Origin of the sequence: Leptotrichia hongkongensis (assembly GCF_007990635.1) — a bacterium.
Classification (GTDB): domain Bacteria; phylum Fusobacteriota; class Fusobacteriia; order Fusobacteriales; family Leptotrichiaceae; genus Leptotrichia; species Leptotrichia hongkongensis.
Map to the genome: position 1 here is coordinate 92,873 of NZ_AP019846.1, position 18,348 is coordinate 111,220.

General features: G+C 28.9%; 19 protein-coding genes. 17 read left to right on the plus strand and 2 right to left on the minus strand.

Going from position 1 to position 18,348, the window contains the following annotated elements; genetic code table 11:
* Positions 1 to 675 precede the first annotated feature (675 nt).
* Both FVE75_RS00430 and FVE75_RS00435 read right to left on the minus strand, forming a co-directional pair.
* Positions 676 to 1,227, minus strand: coding sequence for an ankyrin repeat domain-containing protein (locus tag FVE75_RS00430; protein ID WP_147004729.1), 552 nt, complete (start codon positions 1,225 to 1,227; stop codon positions 676 to 678).
* A gap of 93 nt (positions 1,228 to 1,320) precedes the next feature.
* Positions 1,321 to 1,677: a phage head-tail adapter protein gene (locus FVE75_RS00435; protein WP_232052563.1), complete on the minus strand. Its 357-nt coding sequence runs from the start codon at positions 1,675 to 1,677 to the stop codon at positions 1,321 to 1,323.
* A gap of 745 nt (positions 1,678 to 2,422) precedes the next feature.
* On the opposite strand from FVE75_RS00435, the gene FVE75_RS00440 reads away from it, so the two are divergent.
* The 17 genes from FVE75_RS00440 (at position 2,423) to FVE75_RS00515 (ending at position 18,117) form a co-directional block, all read left to right on the plus strand.
* Positions 2,423 to 3,802 (plus strand): UDP-N-acetylmuramoyl-tripeptide--D-alanyl-D-alanine ligase, encoded by a 1,380-nt coding sequence (locus FVE75_RS00440; protein ID WP_147004731.1) that lies wholly within the window; start codon positions 2,423 to 2,425, stop codon positions 3,800 to 3,802.
* A gap of 90 nt (positions 3,803 to 3,892) precedes the next feature.
* Positions 3,893 to 4,981, plus strand: coding sequence for a phospho-N-acetylmuramoyl-pentapeptide-transferase (gene mraY / locus FVE75_RS00445; RefSeq protein ID WP_021744609.1), 1,089 nt, complete (start codon positions 3,893 to 3,895; stop codon positions 4,979 to 4,981).
* Between the two features lie 438 nt (positions 4,982 to 5,419).
* Positions 5,420 to 6,799: a UDP-N-acetylmuramoyl-L-alanine--D-glutamate ligase gene (gene murD / locus FVE75_RS00450; RefSeq protein WP_147006421.1), complete on the plus strand. Its 1,380-nt coding sequence runs from the start codon at positions 5,420 to 5,422 to the stop codon at positions 6,797 to 6,799.
* 36 nt (positions 6,800 to 6,835) lie between these two features.
* Positions 6,836 to 7,975, plus strand: coding sequence for an FtsW/RodA/SpoVE family cell cycle protein (locus tag FVE75_RS00455; RefSeq protein WP_147004732.1), 1,140 nt, complete (start codon positions 6,836 to 6,838; stop codon positions 7,973 to 7,975).
* Positions 7,976 to 8,004: 29 nt separating this feature from the next.
* Positions 8,005 to 9,057 carry an undecaprenyldiphospho-muramoylpentapeptide beta-N-acetylglucosaminyltransferase gene (gene murG / locus FVE75_RS00460; protein WP_147004733.1) on the plus strand — a complete coding sequence of 351 codons (1,053 nt, stop codon included), beginning with the start codon at positions 8,005 to 8,007 and terminating at the stop codon, positions 9,055 to 9,057.
* 29 nt (positions 9,058 to 9,086) lie between these two features.
* Positions 9,087 to 10,448, plus strand: a complete 1,362-nt coding sequence (murC, locus tag FVE75_RS00465; RefSeq protein ID WP_147004734.1) for a UDP-N-acetylmuramate--L-alanine ligase — start codon at positions 9,087 to 9,089, stop codon at positions 10,446 to 10,448.
* 69 nt (positions 10,449 to 10,517) lie between these two features.
* Positions 10,518 to 11,372 carry a UDP-N-acetylmuramate dehydrogenase gene (gene murB / locus FVE75_RS00470; protein ID WP_147004735.1) on the plus strand — a complete coding sequence of 285 codons (855 nt, stop codon included), beginning with the start codon at positions 10,518 to 10,520 and terminating at the stop codon, positions 11,370 to 11,372.
* Positions 11,373 to 11,471: 99 nt separating this feature from the next.
* Positions 11,472 to 12,140 carry a cell division protein FtsQ/DivIB gene (locus FVE75_RS00475; RefSeq protein WP_147004736.1) on the plus strand — a complete coding sequence of 223 codons (669 nt, stop codon included), beginning with the start codon at positions 11,472 to 11,474 and terminating at the stop codon, positions 12,138 to 12,140.
* 61 nt (positions 12,141 to 12,201) lie between these two features.
* The gene (gene ftsZ / locus FVE75_RS00480) at positions 12,202 to 13,308 is read left to right on the plus strand and encodes a cell division protein FtsZ (RefSeq protein ID WP_147004737.1); all 1,107 of its coding nucleotides are present in this window, start codon (positions 12,202 to 12,204) and stop codon (positions 13,306 to 13,308) included.
* A gap of 155 nt (positions 13,309 to 13,463) precedes the next feature.
* Positions 13,464 to 13,748 carry a 30S ribosomal protein S6 gene (rpsF, locus tag FVE75_RS00485; RefSeq protein ID WP_021744601.1) on the plus strand — a complete coding sequence of 95 codons (285 nt, stop codon included), beginning with the start codon at positions 13,464 to 13,466 and terminating at the stop codon, positions 13,746 to 13,748.
* Positions 13,749 to 13,842: 94 nt separating this feature from the next.
* Positions 13,843 to 14,265, plus strand: coding sequence for a single-stranded DNA-binding protein (locus tag FVE75_RS00490; protein WP_147004738.1), 423 nt, complete (start codon positions 13,843 to 13,845; stop codon positions 14,263 to 14,265).
* A gap of 90 nt (positions 14,266 to 14,355) precedes the next feature.
* Complete coding sequence (gene rpsR, locus FVE75_RS00495) at positions 14,356 to 14,595, plus strand: 30S ribosomal protein S18 (RefSeq protein WP_006806119.1); 240 nt, start codon at positions 14,356 to 14,358, stop codon at positions 14,593 to 14,595.
* A gap of 170 nt (positions 14,596 to 14,765) precedes the next feature.
* Positions 14,766 to 15,425, plus strand: a complete 660-nt coding sequence (locus FVE75_RS00500; RefSeq protein ID WP_147004739.1) for a lipoprotein — start codon at positions 14,766 to 14,768, stop codon at positions 15,423 to 15,425.
* A 146-nt stretch (positions 15,426 to 15,571) separates the two neighbouring features.
* Positions 15,572 to 16,150, plus strand: coding sequence for a DUF937 domain-containing protein (locus FVE75_RS00505; RefSeq protein WP_147004740.1), 579 nt, complete (start codon positions 15,572 to 15,574; stop codon positions 16,148 to 16,150).
* 115 nt (positions 16,151 to 16,265) lie between these two features.
* Positions 16,266 to 16,625, plus strand: coding sequence for a fluoride efflux transporter CrcB (gene crcB / locus FVE75_RS00510; protein WP_147004741.1), 360 nt, complete (start codon positions 16,266 to 16,268; stop codon positions 16,623 to 16,625).
* Between the two features lie 78 nt (positions 16,626 to 16,703).
* Positions 16,704 to 17,000, plus strand: coding sequence for a hypothetical protein (locus FVE75_RS11130; RefSeq protein WP_232052564.1), 297 nt, complete (start codon positions 16,704 to 16,706; stop codon positions 16,998 to 17,000).
* Positions 17,001 to 17,031: 31 nt separating this feature from the next.
* Positions 17,032 to 18,117 carry an MFS transporter gene (locus FVE75_RS00515; RefSeq protein WP_232052565.1) on the plus strand — a complete coding sequence of 362 codons (1,086 nt, stop codon included), beginning with the start codon at positions 17,032 to 17,034 and terminating at the stop codon, positions 18,115 to 18,117.
* The last annotated feature ends 231 nt before the right edge of the window (positions 18,118 to 18,348 follow it).

Genomic DNA, 18,348 nt, shown 5'->3' on the forward strand with positions numbered 1-18,348 from the left:
GTCTAGTCTTTTTTGTTTATAACTTTATTTTTATACTATTTTCCGTTTAAATAGTAGAAATCAAAAAATTTATGAGATTAAAGTCATTTTTTTATAGGGCTATGCTATTGTATAATCTATGTAGCTATTAAAATATCCTTTAATTAAATTTAATTATTAATACTAAATCCCTTTTGAAAATAAGAATAAATTTTTATAATAGAATTGTTTAATAATTAATTCGTAATCATTCAACTAAATTATTTTTTATTATTTTTTGGACATTTTATTAATAAATATTTTTTCATATTACTATGTTTTTTCTTTTTTATTTTCGTAGGATTGCTCATTGCTGCAAATCCTACAACCTATGGCTAGTCTACGACATTTTTCTGCACTGACAAAAAACTCGCTATGCTCAGACAGTTTTGCCAGCACAGAAAAATGCTCCGACGGATTAGTTTACACTAAGTTCTATTTAAAAAATGAAAATCATATCTTAAATTACTTGAAAATATTAGGTTTATATCCTTTATTGAAAAAGTTTGTAATAAATTCGTTATTTAAATAGGAAATAGTATGAAATTATTTTAAATAAAGATATTCGGTAAAAATTAATTTCTCGTATTTTAATAAAAACAGCTTGATTCTAAAAAAATAACCATTGATTTTTGCAACAATAGTTATCTAAAAATTCTAATTTTCTTCTTTCAAATTATATTTCTTTACATAATCTTCCATCATTTTCACTGCTATTGGTCTATTAAACCTTCTTGCAAATTCAATTACTGTTAATCCCCATTTATCTTTTACTAAAAGAGGAAGTCCTGGTTGAGAAAATATCAGTTGGTATAACGGTAACATTTCTATTTCAGGAGTACCGATATTAAATAATCCTTTGAATGAAACCGTTTTCTCTTTCTTATATATTGTTGTTATATCTGCACCTTTTTCCAATAATGTTTTACACAATATTGTCATTTTTATTATATCTCGTCGTCCATGATAAAATAATGGAAAGAACAAACTCATCCCGTCTTCTCTTACTATTTTAACATCTGCCCCTTTATTTATTAAAAAATTAGCAATTTCATAACGTGCAGTACTATCATTATTTGCTAATGCATGAAATAATATACTATCTCCTGATGCATCTCCAATTTTTTCATCTCCTTTTTTGAATATTTCTATAACGTCCTTTAATGTTCCAAATCTTACTGCTTCCCATATTGTTGTATATTCTGACATTTTAATATCTCCTTTTTTAATTTTAATGCTTCATTTTTTGTTTTTAAAAATATTTAAAATCCAAAGTTGTTTTTCATTCTTATTCTAGTATTTTTAATAATTGCCTTTCAGCACTTCTACTAGCACACATCTATTTTCTATATTCTTTTCAGGATACTTGTCTATATTTTTTAATATATTTTTCTTTTCTTTTTCTGGTACTGAAATATATTTTGTTTTTGCTTCCTTATCAATTCCAAATGCTATCCCAAATAATTTTCTTTTTGTATAAAACCATTTTTTTCCAACTATTTCATAAGCATAATCTGTAGCTTCTCTTAATGAAGTAAAAAATTCATCTTGATTAGCAATTTCTCGCATTTTTCCGTTTTTGTCATCTATATAAAATTTTATTTGCCTTTCTTTAAAAATCTTATAATTTTTTTCATAATATTCTTTTCTATTTGCCATATAGTGATTATTTGGACAATCCGACACATTTATTCTTACTTTTTTTAAATGATTTTTATAAAATAGACCAATAGCAGCTATAAAAGTAAATAATAATAATAATTTAAAAACTTATTCATAGTTGATTTCCTTTCTTTATTTTATAGGTATTTTCATTTGTTGTTTTTGAATTATATTTTGTATATTATTTATATAATCTGGCTTGTATTCTAATATAGCAGAATTTTTCTAAAAATTTATAATTTCTATTTTGCTTTTAAATAGTTCTTTTATAAATTGCTTCTCTTGCTAGGAGATTTTGTTTTGTTATTATAGCATATATTGTACTATTTTTTCTATATACTCATTATAGAATAAGGAATAGTTATTATAGCTTAAAATATATATCTTTTTGAAATAGAGGTTGCTTTTTATTAAAAATGGAAATATAATAGTATTGAAAATAAGGGATAAATACGGTTTTAGAAGAAATATAGAATTACATAGGGGAATAGGAAATATTTTGAGTTTAATTTTGTGGTATTCAAGAAGTAAAAATGAATAGAATGTAAAGGTTGCGAAAATATCAGATGTTTTTTTTATATAATTCATTTTTAAATAGGTTCGGATATAAGATAAATTCTTTTAGAAAAATTTGAAAAAAAAATAAAAATATATTGAAAAAATGCTCTTCAAATGATATAATTTTATAATGCGAATAATTGTGAAAAAAGTATTAAATTAGATAGGAATCTGGAGAAATTTTATGAATAAAGCTGAAGTGTTTCAAAGTTTCTTTAATAAAGTAGAAATATCAGATTTTGAGATAAATAATATTTCGATTAACTCGAAAGAACTTGATAAAAATGATATTTTTGTTGCCATTAGAGGTGGGAACAATTTTGTTAATGAAGCATTGGAAAAAGGTGCTTTTGCTGTTTACGACAGTAAAACTTTAAAAATAGATGAAAAATATGCTAATCGTGCATTTCTTGTAAATGACAGTGTTGAATTTTTACAAAATTTTGCTAGAGAATGGCGAAAAAATTTAGATATAAAAGTAATTGGAATTACAGGAAGTAATGGAAAAACCACTGTAAAGGACATGATTTACCATTTGCTTTCACAAAAATATAAAGGAAAAAAGACTGAAGGGAATTACAATAATCATATTGGATTGCCCTTCACTTTGTTGCGTGCTGAAGAAGATGACAAATTTATTATTCTAGAAATGGGAATGAGCGGTTTTGGAGAAATTGATCTTCTTGGGCAGATTGCATTGCCTGATATTAATGTAATTACCAACATTGGAGAATCACATCTGGAATTTTTAAAAACGAAGGAAAATGTATTTTTGGCAAAAACGGAAATTATTCCGTATATTAAAAATACACTTGTAATCAATGGAGATGATGATTATTTAAAAAATGTAAAAGCTGAAAATATTGAAGTTGTAAAGGCTTTGAATCTAGGAAGTAATGAGTTTAGGGAGAAGACGTCTGATTTTTATTATGGAGACGTTCATTTTAACGAAGGCGGAACTGATTTTTTTCTGAAATATTTTGGAAAAATTTGTCAAAGTACGGTTGAGAGAAATTATAAGACGAATGTTCTAGGAGAACATAATGTATTAAACTTAGTTATGGCAATTGCTGTAGCTAAACAATTCGGAATGGAAGATAAAATAATCAGTGAAGCTGTGAAAAATATTGGCTTGACTGGAATGCGGTTTCAAATAATTGAAAACGGCGATACAACATATATTAACGATGCCTATAATGCAAGTCCAATGTCTATGGAGAAATCACTTGAAACATTTTCCCAAATATATAACGACAGACTGAAAATAATGGTTCTAGGAGATATGCTGGAACTAGGAGAAAATGAACTGGAACTTCATAGTAACCTTTTTAATACAATAAAAACTACAAAATTTGACAAACTTTATTTATTTGGAGAAAGGATGAAAAGCCTATTCGAAAAAATAAAGGAAAATGTGGACAATGAAAATTTAAAAAACAAGGAATTTGGACATTTTGATGAAAAAGAAGAAATAAAAGAAAAAATAAGACAGATTTCTGAACAAAAGGCAGTGCTGTTAAAAGCATCACGAGGAATGAGATTAGAAGAAATCATAGAAAAATAAATATTATAAACAAAGAAAGGAGAAGAGTTTTTTATTACTGTATAATTTGTTTAAATATGGATTATTGGGTAAAAAACTCTATAATAAAGAATGTTATATTTACTGCAAGAGTTATTTATCAATAACTGGAGAGTTTTACGTATTTTTAAATCAATAATGTTAAGAGCGTCTGTGGCGTTTATGATTGCGTTTCTGTTTATGTTAATTTTAGGAAAACCGTTTATTGCTTGGCTTAAAAAGAAAAAATATGGAGATACAGCAAGAGAAGAAGGGCCTAAATCACATTTTGACAAGTCGGGAACGCCTACAATGGGAGGACTTCTAATAATTGGTGCAATTTTATTTGCAACTGCTATCGCTGGTAATTTTACAAATAAATTCATTGTGTTTTTGTTTGTAATCACAATTTTATTTACAACAATTGGATTTTATGATGACTATTTAAAATTGACAAAGCACAAAAAAGGGCTTTCTGGGAAGAAAAAAATATTAGGACAACTAATAATCACAGCATTAACATTCGGATTCGTATATAAATTCGGACTTGTAAGTAAAACTATCGATTTTTCAATAATAAATCCGTTAATTAAAAATTCATATTTATATATAACTCCAATCCTGTTCTTTATTTTTGTGGCATTTGTAATAATTGGTTCTTCAAATGCAGTAAATTTGACAGATGGACTGGATGGTCTTGTGAGCGGACCTACAATTGTAGTAAGTATTACGCTTTTAATTATTACGTATTTAACTGGAAATGTAAAATATGCAAAATACCTAAATCTTTATTACGTTCCGCAGGCAGCTGAAATGATAGTTTATTTAGCCTCAGTAATCGGAGCTTTAATCGGCTTCTTATGGTATAATTTCTATCCAGCACAAGTATTTATGGGAGATACAGGTTCTTTAACATTGGGTGGAATTTTAGGAATTATTGTTATTTTTATAAAGCAAGAGCTGTTATTGCCGATTGCTGGATTTATATTTATTATGGAAGCCTTGTCAGTTATGATTCAAGTCTGGCACTTTAAAACTTTTGGAAAACGGGTGTTCAAAATGGCACCAATACATCACCACTTTGAACTGCTAGGATTGCCTGAAACAAAAGTTACAATAAGATTTTGGATTGTTTCAATAATGACATGTCTATTAACATTTGTAATTTTGAAATTAAGATAAATAAAGCGGGGGATTTTTCCCCTGCAAACTAATTTGAATTTTGTCTTTGAGTATTTAACTAAGTAATTTTTTTACAAAAGTAAATTATTGTTAATAAATATTATTTTTTATTTCAATGCAAAGGAGAACAGAATATTATCAAGCAAAATTTCGTTGGAAGAAAAATAGCTGTTTGAGCTTTTGAATTAAATAAAATTATTTATATTGAAATAGCCTGTATTTAAAAGCGAGTTCTATTTTTCTTTTATAAGAAAGTTTTGCGTTAAGCGGGGATGTAAGGGCATGGCGTTTGATGCCCTTACGTTAAAAAAATTAAAATATATAAATAATAAAAAAGTTATTAATAAACATTTGTAAAATAGAAAAACTGTTTAGTTAAATACTTAGGAGTAATTAACATTTATGAAATTGTATAAATTAAAGAGAGGAAAAAATCACATGGATAAAAAGGGAATTGTATTTGGTGCTGGGTTAAGTGGGCTTGGTGCTAAGGAATTGCTAGAAAAAAATGGATATGAAGTGTATTTGATAGATGATAAGGTTGCAATGCCATCGACAGAGGGAATAAGGCTTTTGAATGAGGAAAAAGTTGAATTTATAGTAAAAAGTCCTGGGATTCCATGGAAGGCAGAACTTTTGAAAGTTGCCAAGGAAAAAGGTGTTAAGATTATTTCAGAAATTGATTTGGCTTATAAATATGTGGATAAAAATATAAAAATTATTTCGTTTACTGGCACAAACGGAAAAACTACAACATCTACTAAAATGGCAGAATTACTTAATTTTGCTGGGTTTCGTGCAAAACTTGCCGGGAATGCAGGTTTTTCATTTGCAAAACTGGTGGCTGATGAAGAAGAGCTGGATTATATTGTGCTGGAGCTTAGCAGCTACCAATTGGAAAATAATCCGCAAATTCATTCAAATATCGCTGGAATAATCAATTTAACTCCAGATCATTTGACACGATATGATTCGGTAGAAGATTATTATATTACAAAGTTTGCGATTTTTGATAAGCAGACAGATGATGACTTTGCATTGATTAATCTGGATGATGAAGTTTTTGCAGAACTGTATGAAAGAAATGAGATAAATGAGAAAATAAAGGCTCAAAAAGTATATTTGAGTAAAGAAACAAAAGGGACAGTTTTTGTTTATGAAAATAATATTCGTATAATGAAGGATTTGAGTAAACGGGTTGATGAAATTCAGAATTTTGGTGAAAAAATTGATGAAATTTCAGAAATTTTGTTAAAAACTGAAGAATTGTCATTAAAAGGTAGACATAATTTGGAAAATATGTTATTTTTGATAAGTTCAGCAAAAATATTAAATGTAAAAAATGAAAAATTAGCTGAATTTTTAAAATCAACAAACGCTCTTGAACATAGGCTTGAAAACTTTTTTGTGAAAGGAAATACAACGTTTATTAATGATTCTAAGGGAACAAATGTAGAATCAACATTAAAAGCAATTGATTCATTTAATAATTCGATTATTATGATTCTTGGTGGAGATGATAAGAAAATTGACAATATGCCTTTGATTAAAAGAGTTAAGGAGAAAGTTGACTTTGTCTATTTAATTGGAGATAATGCTCAGATTTTAATTGATGATATGGAAAAGGTTGGATATAAAAATTATAAAAATTTAGAAACAGTTGAAAATGTACTAAATTACTTGAAGGAAAATATAGATTTCTCACAAAATCAGACAGTACTGTTTTCACCTGCAACATCGAGCTTTTGTCAATTTAAGAGTTTTGAACATAGAGGAAAAGTTTTTAAGGAATTGACACAAAAAATTATAGGAAAATAATTTAGTTTTTATGAAAATGTAATTTAGGAGAAAAAATTGAACAGTAAAAAGATATTGGGAACAGGATTTATAGTAGTAATTTTAATACTTTCTGCATTGAGTATTATAACAATGGCAAGCCTTAGTTTTCCAAAGGCGCAAAATGAATATGGAGAAGCATCTTATTTTTTGTTAAGGCAAACAATATGGCTAGTTATAGGTTGGGGAGGATTTATTTTCACAGCCAATCTTAATTATAAAAAATACAGGGAAATAGGAAAATATCTATACGGAACAGGAATTATTATGCTTGTTATGGTACTAGTAATAGGAAAAACTGTAAATGGAGCAAAACGTTGGATTGACCTTGGAATGGGAGTAGTTATACAGCCTTCAGAATTTGCAAAATTAATACTGATTATTGTACTTTCGGCTCTTGTTTATAATTTTAAAACACGAAATAAAATAAAAAAATTTCCTTGGGAAACAAGTTTAGTTTTAATGATGACTACTGGAATATATATAATTCTTGTCTTTTTTGAAAAATCATTTAGTAATACAGCTCAAATTGCTATAATTGGTTTTACCTACTTACTTGTTTCAGAAATAAAATTTTCAGTAATTGGCTTTTATGCGATATTGACTGGAATTGCAGGATGGTTTAGTGTGATGAAAGTAGGATATAGGGCAAGCAGGATTGCGGCACACACTTCAAAAAATATTGGATTTCAGACATCACAATCATTAATAGCCATAGCTAATGGTAGGCTTACTGGAAAGTTCTATGGGAATGGATTGCAAAAGTACGGATTTCTTCCAGAAATACACACGGATTATATTTTTTCAGGATATGCTGAAGAAAATGGATTTTTAGGAGTAGTATTTTTATTAGGGTTGTATGCTGCTTTACTAGTAATAATTGGAGTTGCTTTGAAAAAAATAAAAGATTTATATGCAAAATATCTTTTAGCTGGAATTTTCATGATAATTGCAACGCAAGTAATTGGAAATGTAGCAGTTGCAAGCCAGTTGATACCTTCTACAGGGATTCCGCTTCCAATGATGAGTTATGGAGGAAGTACAATGATAGCTGTAATGATGATGCTAGGAGTCGTCTACAATATAATAAGAGCTTTATATAAGCAGGAAATGGGAAGCAAGTTGGATGAACTGAATGAAATTGATTACATGATGTAAAAAAATATAATGAGAGGTAAAATAAAACAATGGAAAAAGTAGTATTTACTACAGGAGGAACAGGTGGACATATTTATCCAGCCTTGTCAATCGCAAAAAAAGTTAGAGAAAAAGGTATAGATACATTATTTATCGGAACAAAGCATAGAATGGAAAAAGATATTGTTCCAAATGAAAATTTTAGATTTATAGGACTTGATGTGTTGCCATTAAGAAGTGTTAAATCAGTAATTAAAATGATAATGGCAACAATAAGTGCAATAAAATTGCTAAAAAAAGAAAAACCTACAAAAATTATAGCATTTGGAAATTATATAACAATACCAGTGTTAATAGCAGCTAATGTGCTACGAATACCGTATTATCTGCAAGAACAGAATCATACAATGGGTCAGGCTAATAAATGGTTTTATAAAGGTGCAAAGAAGGTATTTATTGCTTTTGAAAATACGCTTGAAAGTATTAAGGAAAAATATAAAAGTAAATTTGTTGTGACTGGAAATCCGTTAAGAGAAGAGTTTTATGGGAAAAATAAGCAGGAAGAAAGACAAAAACTTGGAATAAAGGATGATGAAAGAGTTATTCTTGTTATAGGTGGAAGTCTTGGAGCTAAGAATATAAATGAAGCTATTGTGAAAAAATGGAAAACAATAACAGAAGATGGAAGAATACGATTGTTCTGGGCAACTGGAAAAGATAATTATGAAGCATCGACTTATAGAATAAGAGATTTCGGAACAGCAGTAGTTGAGCCATATTTTGAAAATGTTCCAGAGCTGATGGCAGCTTCTGATATTGTAATCTGCCGTGCTGGAGCTTCTACAATTTCTGAACTTATTCAGCTTGAAAAACCGTCAGTATTGATTCCATACGATTTTGTTGGACAAAAAGAAAATGCAGATGTACTGGAATATGTAAATGGTGCAAAAATATTTACAAATGAAACAGTAGAAAAAGCAATAGACGAAACATTATCAATAGTGCGTCAGGCCTCAATGCTGGAATTTATGAGTGAAAATGTAAAAACATTGAAAAAAGGTAATTCAGCAGAAATAATAGTAAATGAAATGGGAATTAAATAAATTAAGGAAAAGAAAATTTGGAGGAAATTATGCTAACAAAAGTGAATAATGTATATTTTAGCGGAATAAACGGAATTGGGATGAGTGGACTTGCAAAAATTTTGGCAGCAGATGGATTTAATGTGGCAGGTTCAGATTTGGAAAGAAAGTCTGTAACACAAGATATGGAAGATATGGGAATAAAAGTTTATATTGGACAAGTAGAAGAAAATGTGAAAGATAAAGGAATAGATCTGTTTGTATATTCAACAGCGATTAAGGAAACAAACCCTGAATATAAATATATTGTAGATAATAATATAAAAAAAGTCAAAAGGGGAGAATTGCTTGCTGAAATAATGAATAGATTTGATGGAATTGCTGTAGCAGGAACTCATGGAAAAACTACTACAAGCTCAATGATGAGCGTGGCACTTTTGGAAAAGGATCCGTTTATAGTGGTTGGAGGGATTATTCCAGAAATAAGCAGCAACAGCCAGATTGGTAATTCAGAATATTTTATTGCTGAAGCTGATGAAAGCGATAATTCATTTTTGTACATAAAACCCAAATATTCTGTTGTAACAAATATCGAAGCTGATCACTTGGATCATCATGGGACTTTTGAAAATATAAAGAAATCATTTGAACAGTTTATTGATAGTACAGAAAAAATAGCGATACTTTGTAAAGATACAGTTGAAAAAGTTGGTCTTAATATAAAAAATAAAAATGTAGTATGGTATAGCATAAAAGATGAAACAGCTGATATTTATGCTAAAAATATAAGAGTAGAAGATGGAATAACAAGTTTTGAAGTTATAAAAAAAGGTGAAGATTTAGGAACATTTAGCTTGAGCATTCCTGGAGATCATAATGTTGCAAACTCACTTCCAGTGATTTACTTTGCTCACGAGTTTAAATGTAATATGAAAAAAGTAAAAGAGAGAATCTTTAAATTTAAAGGTGCAAACAGAAGATACCAAGTTATTTATGACAATAATTTGAGAATAATTGATGATTATGCACATCATCCAACAGAAGTAAAAGTAACAATTAATGCGGCACATAATACTGAAAAAGGCAAAGTGACTGTAATTTTCCAGCCTCACCGATACAGCCGTACAAAATTTTTCTTCGATGATTTCGTAAATTCATTAAAGGATGCCGATGATTTGATTTTACTTCCAATTTATGCGGCAAGCGAAGACAATACTTATGGCGTAAGTTCAGAATTACTTGCAGAAAAAATTGGAGGAAATGTCAGAGTGCAAACTCAAGAAGAAATAGAAAGCATTATAAAAAAGGACAGAAATAGTGGAAATACGTATGTATTTATGGGAGCTGGAAGTGTATCAAGAGTGGCTCATGAGATTGCCGATGACTTGAAAAAAATGGAGATCGACGGTTAGGATAACTAATATTGTAGAATAACTGAAATTTTTATATAAAGATTCGTAGAAAGTGAGAATGAAATAAGAATGGAAATAATAAAAAATGCCAAGATGAAGGAATATTCAAATATGAAAGTTGGCGGAACTGCAAAAGAGCTTATTTTCATAGATGATAAAAATGAATTAAAGGAAGTTTTACAAACTAGAAATAATATTTTTCTTTTAGGAAATGGAACAAACACTCTTATTAATGATGGAAATTTAGATATAAACTTTTTATCATTAAAAAGATTAAAAAAAATAGTAATTGAAGAAAAAAAAGGTGACTATGATTTGGTAAGAGTGGAAGCTGGATTGGACTTGGATGATTTGATAGATTTTATGGAAAAAAATAATTATTCAGGGCTAGAAAATATTACTGGTATTCCAGGATCTGTAGGCGGTCTTGTAAATATGAATGGCGGTGCTTATGGAACAGAGATTTTTGACTGCATTGAAGAAGTGGAAGTTTGCAAAAATGATGGAGAAATTGTAAAAATTAAGACAACGGACTTGAACTTTAAATATAGAACTACTGAAATAAAAGAAAATAAATGGATTGTAATCTCTGCCTTGTTTAAATTTGGTTTTGGATTTGATAAGGCTGCCTCACAGGACAAAAGGGAGCAAAGAAAAACAAAACATCCATTAGATTTACCAAATTTAGGAAGTACATTTAAAAATCCAGAAGGTACATTTGCAGCAAAACTAATTTCAGATGCTGGTTTAAAGGGATATAGAGTTGGAGATGTGGAAATTTCTCCAAAACATCCAAATTTTGTTACAAACTTGGGAAATGCAACATTTAATGATATAATTTCAGTTATTGAACACGTAAAGGAAGTAGTTTTTGAAAAATTTGGAGTAAAATTAGAAACAGAAATTATCGTCTTAAAAAGTTAATTATAAATAATTTTACTATTAAATTAAAATAAATTTATGTTAATATATTGAATAAAATCAAAAAAAAGTGTATAATAATAGAAAAAATGGAGTTTTAATATGAAAAAGTCGATTAATGTATTGATTTTATTGTGTTTATTAGCAGGAATGATGTTTTTTGGTAAAAGATTTATTGATACAGATTACTTCAAAGTTCAGGAAGTTTTGGTAGAAGGTCAATCTAAATTACTAAAACAAGATATCGTAACTCAACTTGAACAGATGAAAGGCAAAAATATTGTATATTTAAATACTGATGAGATTGAAAAGCGTATAAAAGCTGATGTAAGAGTAAAAAAAGTATCAGTAAAAAAACTTTTTCCAAGCAAAATTGTGGTCACTTTAGAAGAGAGAGAACCTTATGTATATGTGAAAAAAGGAGATGAAACATTTTTAGCAGATAAAGATTTAAATATATATGGTGATATTTTAGAAGAACCATCCAAAAATATCCCTGTAATAAATTACACAAATGACGAAAGTTTGAAAGAGATAAAAACGATACTTTCTAAAATACAAAATAAAGATTTTTATGCTATGATTTCAGAGATAAGACAATCTGAAAAAAATTATGAAATACTTCTTACTAATAATGTAAGAATAATAACAGATACATTAGTTACAGAAAAAAAATACAATGATGCATACAAATTATACGAAAGACTAAGAAAAGAACGTCCAGTAATCTCTATGGATTTGAGATTTATAGATATTGTTGTGAAATCGTAAAAAAAAGGAAAGGAGAAGCTACTTTAAATAAGTTATAATAATCATAAGTAGCAAAGAAAAAATGGATAACTTTAGTAATGCAGCGAAACTGAAAGTAGTAGGAGTAGGTGGAGCAGGTGGAAATGCAATAAATGATATGATTGAGAGTAATATAACAACTGTTGATTTTATAGCAATAAATACAGATCAGCAAGATTTAGACAGATCAAAAGCACCTATAAAAGTACTTTTAGGGAAAGGAATGGGTGCTGGAGCAGATCCTGAAAAAGGTAGAATTGCCGCAAAAGAATCTGAAGAAAAAATAAAAGAAGTGCTAGAAGGCACAGATATGTTATTCATAACAGCTGGAATGGGTGGAGGAACAGGAACAGGAGCTTCTCCAATTATTGCTGAAGTAGCAAAAGCGATGGGGATTTTAACTGTAGCTATTGTAACAAAACCATTTGGATTTGAAGGACCATTAAAGAAAAATAACGCTGCAATAGGTATTGATAATTTACAAGAAAATGTAGATACTTTGATTGCTATTCCTAATGATAGATTGTTTGAGATACCTGGAATGAATATTTCATTAATGAATGCTTTTAAAGAAGCAAATGGAGTTCTTAAAATGGGAATAAAAGGTATTTCTGACTTGATTACAAAGCAAGGAATTGTAAATTTGGATTTTGCAGATGTAAAATCTATTATGCAAAATTCTGGAATTGCAATGTTAGGATTTGGAGAAGCAAATGGCGATGAAAAAGCTAAGAGTGCAACAGCTCAAGCATTAAACAGTCCATTATTGGAAAAATCTATCGAAGGAGCAAGAAAAATTCTAATAAACGTTACAGCAGGACCGGATATTGGATTACAAGAAATTCAAGAAGTTGCTCAAACAATTTCAGAAAAAGCTGGACATGACAAAGCTAACTTGTTGTGGGGTTATATTATGGAACCTGAATTAGAAGGAACAATAAGTGTATCACTAGTAGCAACAGACTTTGAAGAAGAATTTTTGACAGCTGATAATTCAAATACAATTAGATTTGCTCCATCTGAAGAAAAAGAAGAAACAGAAAATGATACTAAAGAAAATCTTGAAGAAAATGATTATCAAGAAGAAGATAATTATGAAAAAGAAGAAGACGATATTGATTTTGTATTACCACCATTTTTTGAAGAGTAATTATTAATAAAAATAGTCTAGTATGATTAAAGTTATTTAGATATATTCGATATTTTTGAAAATGACTTGATTTTATTGGACTTTTTTGGTATAATAATAAGACCTGCTCTATTTACAGAAGTAGGGCTAAAAAGCCATAGGAAAGGAGAAAGAAAATGAGAAATTACGAAATTATGTTTATTTTGTCTACACAATTGACAGATGAAGAAAAACAAGCTGGAGTTGAATTTGTAGAAAAAACATTAACAGCTGCTGGAGCAACTGAAGTTAAGACAGAAATTTGGGGAGATAGAAAATTAGCTTACCCAATTAAGAAAAAAGAAAACGGATACTATGTTTTAACAACATTCCAAGCAGATGGAACTAAATTTACTGAAATCGAATCAAAATTAAACATTAACGAATCAATTTTAAAATACATGATTGTTAAAAATGACTAATTTAAAATAGCGTTATTATAAGAGGGTTAAACTTATAAAAATTTGAGGTTTTGTTATTTTAAATGTTAAAAATATTAAAATAGGGGGAAAATTTATGAACGTAGTAATACTGATGGGAAGAATGGTAAGAGATCCTGAGTTAAAATATACTTCAGGAGGAAAAGCATTTGCCAATTTTACATTAGCTGTACAAAAAACAAAAGATGAAGCAGAATTTATTGATTGTACTGTTTGGGAAAAAACAGCAGAAACTATTGCAGAATATTTTAGAAAAGGAAATAAAATTCTTGTTCAAGGAAGATTAAACGTAAGCAGTTACGAGCAAAACGGTGAAAAAAGAAGAATGACAAGAGTTGTTGTAAATAGTTTTGAATTTATTGAAAATTCAGGTAATGGTGGAGGATACCAACAACAGCAGACTTTTAACAATAATAACAGCAATAGCAAACCAGTACAAAATAATTCATTTGAAAATGATAACGATGATATGGATGACGATGAAGAGTTTCCATTTTAATAATAACTAAGTAAATTTTGTAAATTAAAATATTTTAGATATTTTTTAAAAATGAAATTTACTATAAAAGTTTTTAGGAGGTGTAAATTAATGAGAGCTAAACCAGTTACAGAATTTAAAAGAAGAAAAAGAAGACCAAAAGTTAAATTTAAAGTAGAAGATATTAATTATAAAAATGTTGAACTATTGAAAAACTTTATGAATGATAAAGGTAAAATCTCTCCAGCGAGAGTGACAGGATTAGAAGCTAAAGTTCAAAGAAAAATTGCTAAAGCAATTAAAAGAGCTAGACAAATCGCTTTGATGCCTTATACAAAAATTGAAAAATAATAGTAATTTTATTTTTTGATAAATTTAGACTATTTAAAATAAGTTTTAACTTGTTATAGATAGTCTTTTTTTGTGAAAAAATATGGAAAAATTAAGATTTATATTGTATAATGTATCAAATGTATTTAAAAAGACATTTTTTATATAATAAAAATTAGGCGGTAGTAAAAATGTTGAATAAAAAATTGGGGTTATTTTTACTTTTTTTATTTGTTTTTATAATAGGTTGTAGTAAAAAGGAGAGCAAAGAAAAAGAAAAGAAACACGATAATGTACAAAATAAAACCACAAAAGAAAATGTTTTTTCGAATAATTCAATAGAGAAAATAATTGAAACTTTTACAAAAAAATCGAAAGAGAATAAGATAAGTATAGGAAATTTTGAAAAACTGGTATATGAGAACAAAAATTATTATTATGCCAAGATACATTCTAGAGGAGATGCTATTTATGCACTTGATTATAGCGGGATAAGTGCAACAAGTATATTTCTGAAGGTTAGCAAGGTGGATGGAGCTAACTTGGGAATAATTGAAAATATGGTGGTTAATCTTATACAAGTTTCTGATGAAAAAATTAATGACACTGAAGCTAGAGCAATTTATACAAAAATCTTAGCAAGTATGAGGGAAAAGGAATTAACAAGTTTATTATCATATACAAATGGAATAATATATGGAATAAGAATAGACTCGATTACAGGTGAATTCATATTTTTTGCTAGAGAATCAGAAAATGAAAATGCAGTTACAAGTATTCAAAATCTGAAATTTAATAATAAAAATGAAGGAACTTCTGAAAAAATAGTAAATCTAAAAGAAAAAAAATAAATATTTATTAATCTAAATAAACTTGGATTATAAATAAAAAATTATTATTTCGTTCAAACTTTTAATGTTATTTGATTTTATTGATATGAAAAAGATTTAGATACGAAAAAAGAGAATAAATTATAATATAGAATTTAGGAGGTAAAATGAATTTAGAAGCATTATTTGGACTTTTACAGGGACAGGATCTAGGAAAATTGACAGAACAGATAGGAGGGGACAGTACGCAAGTAAAAGATGGAGTAGCGGCCGCTTTACCTGCGATATTGGCAGCAGTTAATAAAAATGCAAATAACAGTGAAAAAGCAGAAGGATTAAATAACGCATTAAATCAGCACGATGGTTCAATATTAAATAACCTTGGAAGTTATTTACAAAATCCTGATTTAAAGGATGGAGCAGGAATTTTAGGACATTTGTTTGGAAATAATACACAAAATGTGGCAAACGCTGTTTCACAATCAAGTGGACTAGATAACCAAGGAAGCATGAAAATTTTACAAACATTGGCTCCACTTGTATTAGGTGCATTAGGACAGCAAAAAAAGGAAAATAATCTAGATGCGGAAGGAATTGGTAACTTAACTTCAAATCTTGCAGCAAACTTTACAGGCGAAGGTGGTATTATGAGCATGGTTACAAATATGCTGGATGCAAATAAAGATGGAAATGTAATGGATGATGTAATGGGATTAGTTGGAAAATTTTTTGGCGGTAAAAAATAGAAAGTGTAAAAAATAAGTATGAAATTAGGCAAAGGGACTATTTTATTTTTAAAGGTATCTCACAAAAGCCTAATTTTTTTTTAGATAAATTTTTAATTATTAAGGATGGTAAATAATGAAATTTTTGATGATTGGAATTGGTGGGGGAATTGGGGCGATTCTTCGATATTTAATTAGTATTGTGCCTTTAAAAGTGAGTTTTCCCGTGCAGACTTTTGTTACGAATATTTTGGGAGCAATTTTGATTGGGGTTGTTGTTGAGGTGGTGGCTGGGAAGCAGGTTTCACAGAATTGGAGTTTATTCTGGAGAGTAGGAATTTGTGGAGGATTTACGACATTTTCTACATTTTCGTTGGAAACATATAACTTGATTGAGAAAGGGAATACTTGGATTGCATTGGGATATGCGATTTTGAGTGTTGTGCTGTCAGTTGCAGGGGTCTTTATTGGAAGAGGGGTTGTTAGAGCGGCATAAAAAGTGTAATGTAAAAAATTTTGAATATTTTTATTAAATTTTGGTATAAAAACTTGGATATTTAGTGAAGGAGTTAATATGGATAAGGGACATTCAATAGAAAATACGAAAAGATATGCGATACTGGAGGTTATGTTCTTTAATGGATATACAGTAGGAATGCAGAGTTTTGTGCTTTTGAGCTTGGCGATTTATTTTAATATGAGTTCTTTTTTTATATCAATTGTGTCATCGCTGCCAACGGCGGGATATTTACTTCAAATATTTACTAAGCGTGTAAATATCTTGCTTGGAAGTAGGAAAAGGACAATGGTAATAGCGGCTACTCTTTCAAGGTTGGTTATATGTGTAATGCCTTTTGCTGTTTTTTTTTGATGTGAGAAAGCAGGAAGTATATTTTGCCGTAATGCTTATTTATGCGCTTGTCGCACCTTTTTCAAATAATGTGTGGACGGCTGTAATGACAAAGATTATTAATAAAAAGGAAAGAGGGAAGTATTTTGGAGTGCGTAATTTATTTTCATCTCTTTCTACCGTAGTTTACACGTTGATTTATGGATATGTTTTATCAATGCCTGATAGAAAAACTGCAATGCTTATATTGACAACGATAATGTCACTTTCGGCAATAGGTTCAGCGATATTCATGTGCCTTCATTATGTTCCTGATTTGGGAACGGATATAAAAAATGTAAGTATTAAAACAGCATTTAAAAATAAAAATTTTGTCGTTTATTTAAAATTTGCTTCTGTGTGGCTGTTTACATGGGAATTTCTAAAGCCAATGACAGAATATTACAGGATAAAAATACTCGGTGTAAATACAATGTTCATTTCCCAAATGGGAGTTTTAACAGCGATATTGTCAAGTGTACTTTATCTAGTTTATGGAAAATTGTCTGATAAATACGGAAACAAGACAATGCTTAGAATGGGAATATTTTTTACAACATATTATGTGCTTACCTATTTTTCAATGACTCAGGACAATAAAATGTCAATGCTTTTTGCAGCCGCAGTAATTGACGCAATAGGATTTACAGCGATAACATTAAGTTTATTGAATCTTATGATGGAAGTTTCAGGCGAGCCTGCTGATGCCTATGTGGGAGCTTATGCTATGGTTTCGGGACTTTCAGCAATATCAGCAGGATTATTCGGTGGGATGCTGGGAAAATTCATAAATAACGGAGTAATTTATATTTTTGGGGAACAATTTTACACAATAAGATTTGCCTTTGTTATAGGATTTATTTTGAGATTATTTTCATTGCTGGAATTAACAAGGGTTTATTCATTTGAAAAAACATTTGTGTATCCTGGAGGAAGCAGCCGAATAAAAAGCATGTTTTCAAAAATAATGTTTTCAGGCTCAAGATACGTTATTCATTCTGATAAAGGAAAAAATGAAGATTCTGATGAAAAGGAGAATGATGTAAGTGAAGAAGAGAATGTTAATGGTAAATCTAATGAAAGTAAGAAAGAACTGTAATTGGTTTGTAGCCAGTTATAAGAGTAAAAAATTGCAGAAATTGAGAGGGATAGCATGGAATTAAGACCCCTTTGTTAAAGAGTGTAGAAAAACAAGAAAATAATTTTAAGAAAAATAGAATAAAATGACTGGAATTTTTGTTGCTAAATCTGAGATAATAATTGAGGATATTTCGTTTTTATTTGTGAGAAATTGCAAAGTTTTGGGAATTGAGAAGTAAAATTTATGAAA

Excerpts from the sequence above, each read along its gene's own strand:
- FVE75_RS00430 (WP_147004729.1), bottom strand. The coding sequence starts at position 1,227 with ATGTCAGAATATACAACAATATGGGAAGCAGTAAGATTTGGAACATTA.
- FVE75_RS00435 (WP_232052563.1), bottom strand. The coding sequence starts at position 1,677 with ATGGCAAATAGAAAAGAATATTATGAAAAAAATTATAAGATTTTTAAA.
- FVE75_RS00440 (WP_147004731.1), top strand. The coding sequence starts at position 2,423 with ATGAATAAAGCTGAAGTGTTTCAAAGTTTCTTTAATAAAGTAGAAATA.
- mraY (WP_021744609.1), top strand. The coding sequence starts at position 3,893 with ATGTTATATTTACTGCAAGAGTTATTTATCAATAACTGGAGAGTTTTA.
- murD (WP_147006421.1), top strand. The coding sequence starts at position 5,420 with ATGGATAAAAAGGGAATTGTATTTGGTGCTGGGTTAAGTGGGCTTGGT.
- murG (WP_147004733.1), top strand. The coding sequence starts at position 8,005 with ATGGAAAAAGTAGTATTTACTACAGGAGGAACAGGTGGACATATTTAT.
- murC (WP_147004734.1), top strand. The coding sequence starts at position 9,087 with ATGCTAACAAAAGTGAATAATGTATATTTTAGCGGAATAAACGGAATT.
- murB (WP_147004735.1), top strand. The coding sequence starts at position 10,518 with ATGGAAATAATAAAAAATGCCAAGATGAAGGAATATTCAAATATGAAA.
- FVE75_RS00475 (WP_147004736.1), top strand. The coding sequence starts at position 11,472 with ATGAAAAAGTCGATTAATGTATTGATTTTATTGTGTTTATTAGCAGGA.
- ftsZ (WP_147004737.1), top strand. The coding sequence starts at position 12,202 with ATGGATAACTTTAGTAATGCAGCGAAACTGAAAGTAGTAGGAGTAGGT.
- rpsF (WP_021744601.1), top strand. The coding sequence starts at position 13,464 with ATGAGAAATTACGAAATTATGTTTATTTTGTCTACACAATTGACAGAT.
- FVE75_RS00490 (WP_147004738.1), top strand. The coding sequence starts at position 13,843 with ATGAACGTAGTAATACTGATGGGAAGAATGGTAAGAGATCCTGAGTTA.
- rpsR (WP_006806119.1), top strand. The coding sequence starts at position 14,356 with ATGAGAGCTAAACCAGTTACAGAATTTAAAAGAAGAAAAAGAAGACCA.
- FVE75_RS00500 (WP_147004739.1), top strand. The coding sequence starts at position 14,766 with ATGTTGAATAAAAAATTGGGGTTATTTTTACTTTTTTTATTTGTTTTT.
- FVE75_RS00505 (WP_147004740.1), top strand. The coding sequence starts at position 15,572 with ATGAATTTAGAAGCATTATTTGGACTTTTACAGGGACAGGATCTAGGA.
- crcB (WP_147004741.1), top strand. The coding sequence starts at position 16,266 with ATGAAATTTTTGATGATTGGAATTGGTGGGGGAATTGGGGCGATTCTT.
- FVE75_RS11130 (WP_232052564.1), top strand. The coding sequence starts at position 16,704 with ATGGATAAGGGACATTCAATAGAAAATACGAAAAGATATGCGATACTG.
- FVE75_RS00515 (WP_232052565.1), top strand. The coding sequence starts at position 17,032 with ATGCTTATTTATGCGCTTGTCGCACCTTTTTCAAATAATGTGTGGACG.